Source organism: Alcanivorax sp., from assembly GCF_040119285.1.
Classification (GTDB): Bacteria; Pseudomonadota; Gammaproteobacteria; order Pseudomonadales; family Alcanivoracaceae; genus Alcanivorax.
This window is the reverse complement of record NZ_JBEDTY010000032.1, coordinates 466,354-480,778: the sequence shown is the minus strand read 5'-3', so window position 1 is coordinate 480,778 and position 14,425 is coordinate 466,354. Positions and strand designations below refer to the sequence as shown.

At 56.3% G+C, this 14,425-nt stretch carries 10 protein-coding genes; 6 read left to right on the top strand and 4 right to left on the bottom strand.

Annotation, left to right across the window (positions count from 1 at the left end; translation table 11 throughout):
• Positions 1 to 7 precede the first annotated feature (7 nt).
• The 3 genes from ABNH10_RS11605 to ABNH10_RS11595 all read right to left on the bottom strand — a co-directional run bounded on the left by ABNH10_RS11605 (position 8) and on the right by ABNH10_RS11595 (position 5,280).
• Entirely contained in the window at positions 8 to 700 is a 693-nt protein-coding gene (locus ABNH10_RS11605; RefSeq protein ID WP_349386084.1) for an NAD(P)H-binding protein, read from the bottom strand.
• Positions 697 to 2,904: a response regulator gene (locus tag ABNH10_RS11600; RefSeq protein WP_349386083.1), complete on the bottom strand. Its 2,208-nt coding sequence runs from the start codon at positions 2,902 to 2,904 to the stop codon at positions 697 to 699. The genes ABNH10_RS11605 and ABNH10_RS11600 overlap by 4 nt, the downstream gene beginning before the upstream one ends.
• Before the next feature lie 75 nt (positions 2,905 to 2,979).
• Positions 2,980 to 5,280, bottom strand: a complete 2,301-nt coding sequence (locus tag ABNH10_RS11595; RefSeq protein ID WP_349386082.1) for an efflux RND transporter permease subunit — start codon at positions 5,278 to 5,280, stop codon at positions 2,980 to 2,982.
• A gap of 123 nt (positions 5,281 to 5,403) precedes the next feature.
• Between ABNH10_RS11595 and ABNH10_RS11590 the strand changes: the two genes are divergently transcribed.
• From ABNH10_RS11590 to ABNH10_RS11565, 6 genes are all read left to right on the top strand, one after another.
• Complete coding sequence (locus ABNH10_RS11590; protein ID WP_349386081.1) at positions 5,404 to 5,802, top strand: MerR family transcriptional regulator; 399 nt, start codon at positions 5,404 to 5,406, stop codon at positions 5,800 to 5,802.
• Positions 5,795 to 6,958, top strand: a complete 1,164-nt coding sequence (locus ABNH10_RS11585; RefSeq protein WP_349386080.1) for an isovaleryl-CoA dehydrogenase — start codon at positions 5,795 to 5,797, stop codon at positions 6,956 to 6,958. The genes ABNH10_RS11590 and ABNH10_RS11585 overlap by 8 nt, the downstream gene beginning before the upstream one ends.
• A gap of 69 nt (positions 6,959 to 7,027) precedes the next feature.
• Entirely contained in the window at positions 7,028 to 8,635 is a 1,608-nt protein-coding gene (locus ABNH10_RS11580) for a carboxyl transferase domain-containing protein (protein WP_349386079.1), read from the top strand.
• 53 nt (positions 8,636 to 8,688) lie between these two features.
• Complete coding sequence (locus tag ABNH10_RS11575; protein WP_349386078.1) at positions 8,689 to 9,462, top strand: enoyl-CoA hydratase/isomerase family protein; 774 nt, start codon at positions 8,689 to 8,691, stop codon at positions 9,460 to 9,462.
• A 211-nt stretch (positions 9,463 to 9,673) separates the two neighbouring features.
• Positions 9,674 to 11,683, top strand: a complete 2,010-nt coding sequence (locus ABNH10_RS11570) for an acetyl/propionyl/methylcrotonyl-CoA carboxylase subunit alpha (RefSeq protein ID WP_349386077.1) — start codon at positions 9,674 to 9,676, stop codon at positions 11,681 to 11,683.
• A complete protein-coding gene (locus ABNH10_RS11565; protein ID WP_349386076.1) occupies positions 11,680 to 13,620 on the top strand; it encodes an acetoacetate--CoA ligase in 1,941 nt (646 codons plus the stop codon). Before ABNH10_RS11570 ends, ABNH10_RS11565 begins: the two co-directional genes overlap by 4 nt.
• An 89-nt stretch (positions 13,621 to 13,709) precedes the next feature.
• On the opposite strand, the gene ABNH10_RS11560 is transcribed toward ABNH10_RS11565, so the two are convergent.
• Positions 13,710 to 13,949 carry an HP1242/YdcH family protein gene (locus ABNH10_RS11560; RefSeq protein WP_349386075.1) on the bottom strand — a complete coding sequence of 80 codons (240 nt, stop codon included), beginning with the start codon at positions 13,947 to 13,949 and terminating at the stop codon, positions 13,710 to 13,712.
• Between the last annotated feature and the right edge of the window lie 476 nt (positions 13,950 to 14,425).

Here is a 14,425-nt window from a genome sequence, read left to right as displayed (position 1 = left end):
AAGCCTTTCAGGCTGTCTTATTCATTTTCTCGCGGAATTTGCCGGCAAACACCAGAAAATCCCGGTAACGCAATCGGTACAGGCCGGTATCCGGTCCCAACAATGCCATACCAACCATGGCATCAGCCACCTTGCCGCTGTCCACGGGAAGCCAGTGGGCATCGGTCCAGCGTGTCAGTGGCTCAATCACTCGATTGAAAATATTGCCCCAGTCCTCTGCCCGGCGCTTGTCTTCACGCTCGCCGCGTAACAGTGACGGCTGCAGAATGGCCAACAGTGGCAGGTCGAGCTTGATCAACGCGCGTTCCATCTGCCCTTTTACCCGTGAGTAGAAAAACGGCGAGCGGGCATTGGAGCTCACCGCCGAAACGACCAGAAAACGCTGCACATTGGCTCGCCGCGCCATGTTGGCGGCCAACAGCACAAGGTCATGATCCACATGCCGAAATGCCTGCCGCGAACCGGCTTTTTTCATGGTCGTGCCCAGACAGCAAAAAACATCATCAACTTGGAAACTATCCTGGCACGCCTCGATATTATCGAAATCTACCCGCTGCACATCTAGCTTGGGGTGCGCCACCGATAAGGGCCGGCGTGTCAGCACACTCACTTTTTCATAATCATCACAGGCAAGCAGGTTTTCCAGGCAATCACGACCCACCAGCCCGGTTGCTCCCAGCAGCAAGGCTCTTCTTGTCATTGCTTTTCCCCATCTCTGGCAGGCTGCTCGGGCAGCCAGCGCCGCAGTACTGTTTCCAGTGCATCCAGATGCACCGGTTTAGCAAGAAAATCATCCATGCCAGCGGCCAGGCAACGGGCCTGAACGCCTTCCGCTGTATTGGCGGTAATCGCAACAATCGGGGTACGCAGACTCGCTTTGCTCTGTTCCATTTCTCGCTGGCGACGGGTCGCTTCAAAACCATCCATTTCCGGCATCATGCAATCCATTAACACCAGATCAAAGGGTTCCTGCTCCAGCAACGCCAGTGCCGTTTCACCGTTGCTCACGGTTTTCACCTGATAGCCCAACTTGCTCAGCATGCCCCGGGTAACCAGCTGATTTACTTCGTTGTCCTCCACCAGCATCAGCCGGAACCGTTTGCGCCGCTGCCGCTCTTCCGGGGTTTGACGAGGAGCGTCCCCTACAGGAACGTGACGTTGCAAGCCCACCAGCCTTGCCAGGCCCTGTCGCAATACGGTGCGATGTACTGGCCGTACCAGCACCACCAAATCATGTTTATCAATCAGCTGCTGTACTGCCGCATGGCTACGCTCTTCGATGGTAGCCAGCAGCACAAGACGTACCGGGCGGAGCGAGGGGTCTTCGAGCACGTTACGGCATAAATTCAATGCCAACTCTGCCCGCGACCAGGTATCAACAAACAACACGTCAAAATCACTCTGCTCACGATGCCCCGCACGCAAAGCTTGAAGTGCATGATCATAGCCCATGGCAGAAGAAGCCTGGCAATCCAGCGCTTCCAACTCTTCCTGAATACTCGAAACCGTGCCCGACGCGGCCCCAACGACCACGGCTTGGGCGCCATTCAGTGCGCGGATCAAGCTCTGCGCTTCGCGCATATCCGGTTGCATTTGCACCGGTACGGTGAACCAGAAAGTAGAGCCTTCGCCCGGCACGCTTTCTGCGCCCAGTGCGCCTCCCATGGCGTCAATTAACCCCTTACAGACCAACAAACCAAACCCGGTATGATGGCTGCTGTACACGTCCTGGCCCTCCTCGATAAAGCGATCCTGGAATAAATGGCGCAAAGTTTCCGGGTCCATGCCTGCGCCCTGGTCGCTAACCCGTACCCTAAGCACACCGCCACTCTCACCTTCAGCAGTAAAATCCACATCAAGACGAATTTCGCCCTTCTCACTGAATTTGATGGCATTGCTGAACAGGTTATTAAGCACTTGCATCAATCGCTCGCGATCCCCGCGAATACGTTTGGGCAACATCCGGTCAATCACGCAAGTGAGTTCCAGACCAGACGTCTGAGCCATAGGGCCGAAGGCTTCCAACGACTGTTCGATCGCTGCGCGGAAATCAAAATAATCCGAGTTAAGGGTAATGCGACGGGAAAGAATGCGGGAATAATCCAGAACGTCATCAATCAGGGTCAATAACAACTTGCCGCTTTGCCCCGCCACCTGCAGGTAGTCTTTCTGTTCGTCATTAAGGCGAGTGTCTTCCAGCAACGACATCATCCCCATCAACGAATTCATCGGCGTGCGTAGTTCATGGGCCAGTCGATACACCAGGCTCAGCTGCACTTCGGTACTGCTGCGCACCGGTTTTTTACGGTCCACTGGACCACGCCGCTCACGGGTCATGGCATGCCAGAACGTCTCGTACTGACCGCGGTAAAGCCGGAACAAGTAGAACGCATAGGAACCGATCAGTACCGCCAATACCCAATCGTGCAAGCTTCCCGCAAACAGTAATACCGCCATTGTCGGCAAGAACATCAATACAATATAGGCTTGGCGCACTCGCAAGCCCGCCATCCAGGAGCTACCGAGGGCCGTCGTCACGCCGACGTTATAGAGAATCACCACGAAAAAATTGAAACCGGTCCCCAGCCGCCAAATCAGCCAAGCCGGGAGCAACCCCCACAACAAGGCATGCAGCGCCAAGCCCACCCCAAACAGGCGTCGCCAACGTGCGGGGCCAGCACCGTAGAGGGCATCAAAGCGCGCCACCAGCCATAACCGGTAAGCGGTAACGACCAGTACGGCGCCACCCCCTATCAGCGCTTCCAGCTCGAAGCTCTGGTAGACCTGACCCCAAGCAAAGACAAGTGCATAAACCAGAAGAGCCGCCAACACTCCCATCAAGGAGTTTTTGGCGGCCCCATAATCTACGCGTTTAAGAACCTTTCGATCTTTCTTGTATGACACTGTGTTTTGTTCCGAAGAAACGGGAAAAACCGGTTTCGCGTTACGTTAACACCGCCTCATCACACTGGCTAGAGCCTATCCACCGGCTCGGGTCTGCTTGCGGCGGTCCAGAGCAACCAGCAACGGCACAAAAAAGAAGAAATCCACAATCAGCGCCATGGCAATGGTGATTGCCGATAGCTGCCCCATGCTGGAATTAGGGTAAAAATGACTGGTACCAATCACCGCAAAATTGGCGACCAATACCACCGAGGTAGCCACCAGTGCTACGCCAACGGTGCGCAGGGCATACTCCACCGCCTGTTCAGTGTTGAGCCCCAATTCACGTTTGGCACGCACATATTTGCTGAGGAAATGCACGGTGTCATCGACCACAATCCCCAGGGTCATACAGGCCACCACCGAGACTGCCAGCCCAATTTCGCCGTTCACCAGCCCCCACAAGCCAAAGGCCATGGCCGCCGGCAACAGGTTGGGCAATAATGACAAGGCGCCGTAGCGCACAGATCGCAGCGCTATGACTAACAGCACCGAGACACTGATCAGGGCGACCAGCGCACCACCGAGCATACTTTGAATATTGCGCATGGTGACCCGGCCAAACAGGATGTCCATGCCGGTGCCTTTACTCTGCATGTGTTGCGGCCAGTTATCTTGCATCCACGCTTCAACACGGTCATTGAATTCCAGAACCGGGTGCGAACCAATGTTTTCCAGCATGACGATCACCCTCGCCTGCCTCTTGTCGATATCCAATTGGTCTTCCAGGCCCAACCCTTGGGGCAACGACAATTCATATAACAAGGTGTACTGGGAAATCAGCTCACGGGATTCCGGAATGCGATACCAGTGCGAATCACCTCCGTGCATATCTCGGTTGAGCCGCTTAATGACGTCCGTGTAGGCGGTGGCATAAACCACCTCATCCTGCTGCTCCAGCCAGATAATTAAATCGTCAATATGCTTCAGGTACACAGGTTCCATGGCCCCGCCAGACTCTCCGGAATGCACCGCATAATCGATACGATGCATGCCGGTAAGGTTGTTCATGGCGAAATCATTCACCTGACGAACCTCGAACGTCTCATCAAAATACTCGTTGAACACATCATTGATACGGTTCAATCCGATGGCGGTGGTCAGCACCACTACCACTGCTGACATCCCCAGCAACCAGGGTTTGAAATGGCGATTCAGGTGCGCGGCCAGCGCCGCCATCAAGGGAGCAAAATCCCGCTGCTTACCCGGCTGAATACGGTGCGGCAGCAACATCACCAGAGCCGGCAACAGGATGACCGAGAACACAAACGCCAGCAGCACCCCGATCAACACCACATTGCCTAAAGCCTGGAACGGTTGAGACTCGGAGAAATTCAGGATCGCAAAGCCAATCGCGGTGGTAAAACTGGTCAGCCAGACCGGCTGAATATTGATACGCAGGCTTTCCAGCATCGCCGCGGCCCGTTCCTTGCCTTGCAAACATTCGTGCCGGTAGCTGGCCAGAATATGGACTGAATCCGCCACTGCCAGGGTCAGAATCATGGCGGGTGCCATACCCACGATGGGCGAAAACTCCACCCCCAGCCACGTGGCAATGCCCATAGCCGAGGCGATGGAAAACCCGATCACCATCACCGTCACAATCACAAAAATGGCACTGCGCATAATCAGCCACAGACACAGCAGCATCACCAGAAAAGCCAATGGCAAGGTGGTCACCATGGATTGTTCGGTGGCATCGGCAGAAGCCTGGGAAAACACCACCGTACCGGTGACCATAAACTCGATATCCGGGTAACGTTCCCGGTAGGCCTGTGCCATCTCGCGGGCAGCCTGGGTAATCACCGGCGCTTCGGTGTTGCCCTCACCCATGGTTACAGTGGCAACGATACCGGCCACGTGCCCCTTGTCAGAGACCAGTCGGCCAACCAATGCTGGCTCCTTCAGCGCAATTGCGCGTGCCAAGGCTATCTCATCCGGTGCCATGCCCGCGGCATCTTCTACCAAAGGCGCCACATACAGTTCGTCGCCATTTACCTCGGTATGCTGGAAGTTGGTCAGGGAGTCCACCCGGGTGGAGTACGGCAGCGTCCAGGCATCGTCGGTGAGAGACTCAATCGCCGCCAGGGTTTGCGGCTCGAACACCCGGTCGTTCTTCGGATGCACCACAAACAACACCACCTCATTAGCGGTAAAGCTGTCTTCCAGGGCCACAAAACGTTTGAAGTCAGGGTTTTCCTGGGTAAAGAAAATGCGTGGATCGTTATTATTGCGAAACCCCTGCAAACCAGTAGCCATGACCACGCACAGCGCGATACAAATCAATAGCACCCACACTGGATGTGCCACCACCCAGCGACTCCAAGTCTCTTTCATTGTCCTTCCCACTGTCCCGGTAGATTAAGCTCGGAGTCTAGGCATAGGTAAACACGGTGTCACGGACCGGAAAGGCCAAAATCACCACTTTACGTTAACGTAAACCTCCCCTAGGATTTCGCCATGCTCAAAAAACAGATATACAGCATTGGCGAATTGGCTCGGGAATTCGGCGTGACGACCCGCACCATTCGCTTTTATGAAGATCAGGGGCTGCTCAGCCCGGCACGACGGGGGCAGACACGGGTCTACTCTCCTGCGGACCGGGTCACATTAAAATTGATTCTGCGTGGCAAACGCCTTGGGTTCTCCCTGGCCGAGTCCAGGGAGTTGATCAAGATGTATCAGCCCAGCGGTGATAACCGCAATCAGCTATTGGCACTGCAAGGCAAAATCCAGCAGCGTCGAGACCAGCTGAACCAGCAACTTAGAGATATTCAGGCTCTGCAGCAGGAGCTGGACGACGCCAACCAGCGCTGCGAAGACGCCCTCACTGCCTTGGAGAACCCCGATCATGTTTGATAGCACTTTTAATTTTGACTTAGACGAAACTCTGATTGCCCTGCGTGACAGCGTCCGCCATTTCGCCCAGAAAGAAATCGCCCCCATCGCTGCCGAAGTCGATAGCAGTAACGAGTTCCCGGTAGAGATGTGGAAAAAGCTTGGCGACCTTGGTGTCCTTGGCGTTACCGTCAGCGAAGAATATGGCGGCGCCAATATGGGCTATCTGGCCCACACCCTGGTGATGGAAGAAATTTCTCGGGCTTCTGCCTCCATTGCCCTGTCGTACGGTGCCCATTCCAACCTGTGCGTTAACCAGATTTATCTCAACGGCAACGATGCCCAGCGTGAGAAATACCTGCCCAAACTGGTCAGCGGCGAGCATATCGGCGCCCTTGCCATGAGTGAGCCCGGTGCCGGCTCCGACGTAGTTAGCATGACCCTGCGCGCGGACAAACAAGGTGACCACTATGTGCTCAACGGCAACAAGATGTGGATCACCAACGGCCCCGACGCGCACACCTATGTAATTTACGCCAAAACCGATACCAACGCAGGGCCACGCGGCATCACCGCCTTTATTGTTGAGCGCAGTTTTGCCGGCTTCTCGCAAGCCCAAAAACTCGACAAACTTGGCATGCGCGGCTCCAACACCTGCGAATTGGTATTTCAAGACTGTCGGGTACCGGAAGAGAACGTTCTTGGTAACGTGGGAGACGGTGTCAAGGTACTGATGAGTGGCTTGGATTACGAGCGCACCGTACTATCCGGCGCCACCACTGGCATCATGCAAGCGTGCATGGATGTGGTCGTTCCCTACGTTCATGAGCGCAAACAATTCGGCAAGGCCATCGGCGAATTCCAGCTCATGCAAGGCAAAATCGCCGATATGTACGTGACGCTTAATGCCAGCCGTAGCTACCTCTATAACGTGGCCAAAGCGTGCGACCGCGGCGAAACCAACCGCAAGGATGCCGCGGGTGTGATTCTCTACTGCGCCGAGAACGCCACCAAAATGGCACTGGAAGCCATTCAAGCCTTGGGCGGTAACGGTTATATCAACGAGTATCCCACTGGCCGCCTACTGCGTGATGCCAAACTCTATGAAATCGGCGCCGGCACCAGTGAAATCCGCCGCATGCTTATCGGCCGCGAGTTGTTTAATGAAACGACCTGACGCCTGAAGCCCAACGCCGGAAAACTATGGCGTCAGACGTTCTGCGTCTGGCGTCCTGCGAGATAATCCATGCCCAAAATTAATAGCCAGATCAACCCCAACAGTCCTGATTTCCTGGCCAACCGGGAGCACAACTTGCAACTGCGTCAGCAATTGCAGGACAAGCTTGACAACATTGCCCATGGCGGTGGTGAAGCGGCGGAGCAGCGCTTGCGTGAGCGCGGCAAACTTCCCGTTCGTGAGCGTATCAATTCCCTGCTTGATCCGGGCTCTCCGTTTCTGGAAATTTCCGCCCTCGCCGCTGACGGTGTCTACGGGGAGGATGTCCCCGCCGCCGGCTGCGTCGGCGGGATCGGTCGGGTACAAGGCGTGGAATGCATGATCGTCGCCAACGACCCCACTGTGAAAGGCGGAAGCTATTACCCCCTTACAGTTAAAAAACACCTGCGGGCCCAGACCATTGCTGCAGAAAACCGCCTGCCTTGCATTTACTTGGTGGATTCCGGCGGAGCGAACCTGCCCCGTCAAGATGAAGTATTCCCTGACCGCGAACATTTCGGGCGTATTTTTTTCAACATGGCCAACATGTCCGCCCGGGGGATTCCTCAAATCAGCGTGGTGTTAGGTTCGTGCACCGCTGGCGGCGCCTATGTGCCCGCCATGGCAGACGAAGTGATTATGGTGAAAGAACAAGCCACTATCTTTCTGGCCGGCCCACCGCTGGTAAAAGCGGCTACCGGTGAAGTGGTCAGCGCTGAAGACCTGGGCGGTGCCAACCTGCATTGCGAACAATCAGGCGTTGCGGATCACCTGGCTGAAGATGAACCCCACGCCTTCGAGCTAGCGCGACAATGTATTGCCCACTTGAACTGGCACAAACCAGATCAAGTAAAACGATTGCCTGTGCAGGCACCAGCCTACGCCCCTGACGAATTGTACGGCGTCATTCCCACAACCACACGCCAACCCATGCCCGCTCGGGAACTGATTGCTCGCATCGTGGACGGCTCGGAACTGGACGAATTCAAATCCCGCTATGGCACCACTCTGGTGTGCGGTTTCGCCCGAATTCACGGCTACCCGGTGGGCATTCTTGCCAATGATGGCGTGCTGTACTCGGAATCTGCCCAGAAAGGGGCGCACTTCATCGAGCTGTGCAACCAACGCAAGATCCCTCTGCTGTTCCTGCAGAACATCACCGGCTTTATGGTCGGCCAGAAATACGAAGCCGAAGGCATTGCCAAGCACGGAGCCAAGATGGTCAACGCGGTGGCCTGCGCCACCGTCCCCAAATTCACCGTGGTGACCGGTGGTAGCTTCGGGGCCGGCAACTACGGCATGTGTGGTCGAGCCTACGACCCGCGGTTCATGTTCATGTGGCCCAACGCCCGCATTTCGGTAATGGGAGGCGAACAGGCCGCCAGTGTATTGACCCAAGTGAAGCAAGCTTCCCTGAAGAAAAAAGGTCAAGTTTGGAGTGACGAACAAGCCCTCGAGTTTCAAACTGAAATGACTGAGCGCTACGAAGAAATGGCGCAACCCTGGTACGCCAGCGCCCGGCTCTGGGATGACGGCGTCATCGACCCGGCGGACACCCGCGATGTCCTTGGCCTCGCCATTTCCGCCAGTCTTAACGCACCGATCGAAGAAACACGCTACGGCGTATTCCGGATGTGAACAGGCGGCAGAAAGCCTAATGCCCAAAGCCAGAACAAAACAGGACGTCAACAATGAGTGTTACCACAGACATCAAAAACCAGGTGGCCCGGATTACGCTGGATAACCCGAACAAGCGTAATGCGTTTGATGACACCATCATCGCCTCACTCACTGAAGCCTTTAAACAGGCCGGCAGTGACGACAGCGTCCGCGTGGTGGTACTGCAGGCCGCTGGCAAGCATTTTTCCGCCGGCGCAGACCTTAACTGGATGCGTGCCATGGGCAAATTGGACGCCAAGCAAAACCAACAGGACGCCTTGCGCATGGCGACGCTGATGCAGGCTATTGATCAATGCGCCAAGCCGGTGATTGCGCGCGTACAGGGGGCCGCTTTTGGCGGCGCTTTGGGCTTGATCTGCGCGGCGGACATGGCGGTGGCGGCAGACAATGCCCGCTTCTGCCTCAGTGAAGTAAAACTCGGCATCGTGCCCGCGGTAATCAGCCCCTACGTGGTTCGTGCCATGGGCGCTCGACAGGCTAACCGCTTTTTCATGACCGCAGAAGTGATTCCCGCCGAGCGAGCTCAACAGATTGGCATTGTCCACGAGGTGGTTAGCGAAGACGCCCTGGACAGTACCGTAGACGGGTTGATCGACGCACTGCTTGCGGGTGGCCCCCAGGCACAAGTAGAAGCCCGAGCACTCATTGCCCGAGTCAGTGATGGCCCCATTAACGACGCCATGCTCAATGACACCGCCTCCTTCATCGCCCGGCTACGCACCGGTGATGAAGGCCAGGAAGGGCTCAGCGCTTTTTTAGAAAAACGCAGCCCGAACTGGGTCTAACCACACGCAAGAAGCATCGCTAGCGGCGAAATGAGAAACCGTTGAATGTTTAAAGTGTAAAATTGAAACGCGAAATCGGCCAGTTTCTAGAAGTTTCGCGGCCACGAATCTGAAAAAAGATAATGCGCCATCTCACACTTTTGAACCTTGAACGCATCATGATCGCGCTGCCAGCGACGCTCCGACCATTGCCACTGATATAGGCTCTGTTATGGCAAAGATAAAAAAACTCCTGATCGCTAACCGCGGCGAAATTGCTCGTCGCATCATGCGCACCTGCCGCCAACAGGGTATTGCCACGGTGGCGGTCTATTCCGAACCCGACGCCAGCTTGCCCCACGTAATGGAAGCGGATCAGGCTGTGTGCCTGGGCCCGGCCGCAGCACGGGAAAGCTACTTGGTGATCGACAAGGTAATCGCCGCCGCCAAGGCCACCGGGGCTGATGCTATTCACCCCGGCTACGGATTTCTATCCGAAAACACCGACTTTGCCGCGGCTTGCGACCAGGCTGGTATCATTTTTGTGGGCCCCAACGCCCGAGCCATCGAAGTGATGGGCGACAAAGCCGCCGCCCGGAAATTGATGTCGCAAAGCGGCGTTCCGGTTCTGCCCGGTTTCGATGAAGAAGGTGCCAGCGACAGCGAGCTAACCGCCGCCGCAACAACGGTCGGCTTCCCTCTGCTGATCAAGGCCGTGGCCGGGGGCGGCGGAAAAGGCATGCGTGTAGTGAATGCTGCCGGGGAATTCGATGAAGCCTTGGCCGCCGCACGCCGTGAAGCGGCCAATGCGTTTGGCGACGATCGGGTGCTGCTGGAACGCTATCTGGCCACCGCCCGCCATGTGGAAGTGCAAGTGTTTGCCGATAATCATGGTAACGCCGTCCACCTGTTCGAACGTGATTGCTCGGTACAACGTCGCCACCAAAAAATTATTGAAGAAGCCCCCGCGCCGGGCCTCGATGAAGCAACCCGTAACGCTTTTGGCCATGCCGCAGTGCAAGCAGCCAAAGCCATTGATTATCGTGGCGCCGGCACCGTGGAATTTCTTTACTCGCCCCCTGCAGCCGGTAGCGCCGCTGACGGTGGGCAGTTCTTTTTTATGGAAATGAATACCCGCTTGCAGGTAGAGCACCCGGTGACCGAGATGATCACTGGCGAAGACCTGGTGGCTTGGCAGCTGTCCGTGGCCGCCGGGGAACCGTTGCCTAAGCAACAAGAGCAAATTACACGCCATGGTGCCGCCATGGAAGTACGTCTCTATGCGGAAAATCCGGAACAGGGTTTCCTGCCCTCCTCCGGCTTACTCCGCCACCTGCGCTGGCCCCATGGCCAAAGCCGGGTGGATGCGGGCTACGAACAGGGCGACCGAGTAGACGAACACTACGACCCGATGATCGCCAAACTGATTTGCCATGGCAGCGATCGCAATGCCGCCCGCCAACAACTGATTAATGCACTCGACGCGTTGGAGCTGGACGGTATCCATCACAACGCCGCCTTTCTACGTAGAGTCCTTAATGACGATGCATTTGCTGGTGCTGAGCTGGACACCCGTTTGCTGGAGCACCGCCCACAGTTAATGGACGCCACCGCCGTCAATACTGCCCTGCTGGCGCTGGCAGCGACACGCTTGCAGGCAGAAAATGCCGGCAGCGATTCTCCCTGGCATTCACTTAACGGCTGGCGCCCGCTCAATCAACGTCTGCGGCAAACCCGTGTCGAAGCCAATGGCGAACAACTCACCGTGCGCGAGGACCAGCAACACGCCACTATAGGCGAGCACAGCGCGCCACTGAGCTTCAGCGTGAACACAACCGAACACAGCCTGCGCCTACACTGGGGCACCAATAGCTTGGCGGCCCGTTTTGCTTGGCAAAATGCCCACAGACTGACTTTATTCGTTGGCGGTCAGGCTTACCCGGTGACCCTGAACCCCAGCCGTGATACGGCCCAGCATGACGATGCAGGCGGATTTAGTGCTCCCATGAGCGGCACCATTGTCGCCTTGCATGTGGCCCCCGGCGATAACGTTGAAGCCGGCGATGCGGTGATTACACTGGAAGCCATGAAAATGGAACACACTTTGCGCGCCACCGTGCCCGGAACAGTGAACGATTTCACCGTTGCGGCGGGAGACAGCGTCAGTGAAGGAACGCTACTGGTGGACTTCACCGCCCAAGACGAGGACACGGATAATGGCGCAACGGGAGACAACCAATGACCTCTGCGCTCTGGCAACCCGGTGACGAAAGCCAGAACTCTCAACTGGCCAACTTTTGGCACCAGGCGCGCGACAATAGCGGCCAGCCACTGCCAGACTACCCGTCACTACATCGCTGGTCCGTTGAACAGCCGGCGGCATTTTGGCAGCAGGTATGGGATCAATGCGGTGTCATTGGCAACCCCGGCGATACGGTGCTAACTACCGGTAAAACCTTTCAAAGCGCCCGCTGGTTTGCCAACGGCGAACTCAATTACGCGGAAAATTTGCTGAAGCGCAACGACAGCCATACCGCTGTAATCAGCGTGCTGGAAGACGGCACACGCTCTGAAATCAGTTACAACGCCTTGCGTGTGGCCGCCGGCAAGGTCGCCGCTCAACTGCAGGCTGCCGGTATCAAACCGGGTGACCGGGTCGCCGGCTTCATGCCCAACCGTATCGAAACCCTGGTTGCCGCCCTTGGCGCCGCCTGGATCGGCGCCGTATGGTCCTCCTGTTCCCCGGATTTCGGTGTTTCCGGTGTGCTTGATCGTTTCGGCCAGATTGAACCCAAAGTGCTTCTGGCCTGCGATGGCTATCATTACAACGGAAAATGGATTGATCTGGGCGAGCGTATCGAGGCCTTACACGAGGCGCTGAAACCCGAGCTGTTTATTGTGGTGCCCGGCCGCGGCGATAGCAGTGTCGTGCCCAAAGCCCTCATCTGGGGTGCTTGGTTAGAGGCGGCCGCCCCCGCCCCGGACTTTGTTCGCCTACCCTTTAATCACCCATTATTTATCCTTTATTCCTCCGGCACTACCGGCCAGCCCAAGTGCATAGTGCACGGCGCCGGCGGCACCCTGCTACAGCAAACCAAGGAACTACACCTGCACGCGGACGTCCGTGCAACCGATACTTTTTTCTATTTCACCACCTGCGGCTGGATGATGTGGAACTGGCTCATCTGCGGGCTCCACACAGGTGCCACCTTGGTGCTTTACGATGGCAACCCGGCCTACCCGAACACCGGCCGTTTGTTTGACTTAATTGATGCGGAAGGCATTACCCACTTCGGCACCAGCGCCAAATTTGTGCAAGCCGTGGAAAAGTCCGGTCTTTGTCCCAAAGATAGTCATGATTTGGGCACCTTGCGAACTCTTTTCTCCACCGGCTCGCCGCTCCTTCACGAGAGCTACGACTACCTTTACCAGCAGGTAAAATCTTCATTACTCGTCAGTTCCATCTCTGGCGGTACTGACATTGTTTCCTGCTTTGCGTTGGGCAACCCTATGCTGCCGGTATACCGCGGTGAGCTGCAGTGTCTCGGCCTCGGTATGGATGTGGCCGTTTTCGATGACGCAGGTAAGCCGCTGGCAGACAGCAAGGGCGAGCTGGTTTGCCGATCGCCGTTCCCTTCTTGCCCGGTCAGTTTCTGGAATGACCCGGATGGCCAACGTTTTCACGATGCATATTTCGCGCGCTTTGACGGTGTCTGGGCCCACGGCGACTATGCACAGTTGGTTCCGCATGCCCACCACCAGGGGCTGATCATCCACGGCCGCTCTGATGCGGTGCTTAACCCAGGTGGCGTGCGCATCGGCACAGCCGAAATATACCGGCAGGTGGAAACCTTGGCTGAGATTCGCGAGGCCATAGTGGTCGGTCAACAGTTTGACGGCGACGTGCGAGTGGTGTTGTTTGTGGTGACCGCGGAGGGCGTTACGTTGGACGAAGAGCTGCAAGCTCGCATCCGCAAGGCCATTCGCCAGGGCGCCACACCCCGGCACGTGCCTGCGGTAATTCTGGCCGTGCCGGAAATTCCTCGCACTGTCAGTGGAAAAATAGTGGAGCTGGCGGTCCGCGAAGTGATCCATGGGCGGCCCGTGACCAATCGCAATGCGCTTGCCAATCCTGACGCCCTGAACCATTTTGCCCAGCGCATTGAGCTTGAAAAATAACCATCCGGTCACCGGGTCTTTGCAACCCGAGGCCAGATTATTAATGCAGTGAATCAAAAAAAGCCTCTGATCCCAGAGGCTTTTTCTATTTAGTGCTGGCCTAACCGATGGTAGATGTTGTCCTTCAGGCGTATTCGCTCCTGCTTTAACCGTTCCATTTCAGGATCAGAAATCGGATTCTCCCGCATCTCCAGTCCGCGTATCTGTTTATCCAATTTATCGTGCTCCAGAACCAGTGCTTTGAAGGTAGGGTCTGCGTCAACAAGCGCGTCTATCTTCTGGTGAAAATCCGGAAATTCGTGATGAATGCTGTGATTTTCGCCCAACATGAAGCTCGCTCCTTTCAATGGAAATGGCAGGCCAGCCAATACGGTTAGCCCAGTGGATCCGACAATAGGAAACGGCACACCGTTCCCCCCTTATGTTCAAATCACCACATTTTTTGATTAGATTCAATCGCCCATGCTCGTAAGATAAAAATGAACATGGCAACACGCTCATGCCGGAATCTGCCCCTGTAGCCCAGGTGTAGTGCTTGGTTCGTCAACAGACTTACTCACAATGCCTTACGGCAGCTACCTGGCGCTGGCCTCATTTCAGATTCCCGAGCCTCTACACGAAGGATTTCGCCTGCCGCAGACCGGCCTAGATGGCCCCCGGACCTATCAACAGCTGACAGCAATAAAATCGCCGGTTAATGGATCTGCCTTGTCTCCTGCCGGATCGGCTGCGCTACCAACTCGCCTACCGGGAAGCCCGGCAGCGGCTCAGTGACCCGGCACGTGCTGCATGTTGCGTTCAGCCT

Bases quoted from the DNA above. Each gene is read 5' to 3' on its own strand.
- ABNH10_RS11605 (WP_349386084.1), bottom strand. From the start codon at position 700: ATGACAAGAAGAGCCTTGCTGCTGGGAGCAACCGGGCTGGTGGGTCGT.
- ABNH10_RS11595 (WP_349386082.1), bottom strand. From the start codon at position 5,280: ATGAAAGAGACTTGGAGTCGCTGGGTGGTGGCACATCCAGTGTGGGTG.
- ABNH10_RS11590 (WP_349386081.1), top strand. From the start codon at position 5,404: ATGCTCAAAAAACAGATATACAGCATTGGCGAATTGGCTCGGGAATTC.
- ABNH10_RS11585 (WP_349386080.1), top strand. From the start codon at position 5,795: ATGTTTGATAGCACTTTTAATTTTGACTTAGACGAAACTCTGATTGCC.
- ABNH10_RS11580 (WP_349386079.1), top strand. From the start codon at position 7,028: ATGCCCAAAATTAATAGCCAGATCAACCCCAACAGTCCTGATTTCCTG.
- ABNH10_RS11575 (WP_349386078.1), top strand. From the start codon at position 8,689: ATGAGTGTTACCACAGACATCAAAAACCAGGTGGCCCGGATTACGCTG.
- ABNH10_RS11570 (WP_349386077.1), top strand. From the start codon at position 9,674: ATGGCAAAGATAAAAAAACTCCTGATCGCTAACCGCGGCGAAATTGCT.
- ABNH10_RS11565 (WP_349386076.1), top strand. From the start codon at position 11,680: ATGACCTCTGCGCTCTGGCAACCCGGTGACGAAAGCCAGAACTCTCAA.
- ABNH10_RS11560 (WP_349386075.1), bottom strand. From the start codon at position 13,949: ATGTTGGGCGAAAATCACAGCATTCATCACGAATTTCCGGATTTTCAC.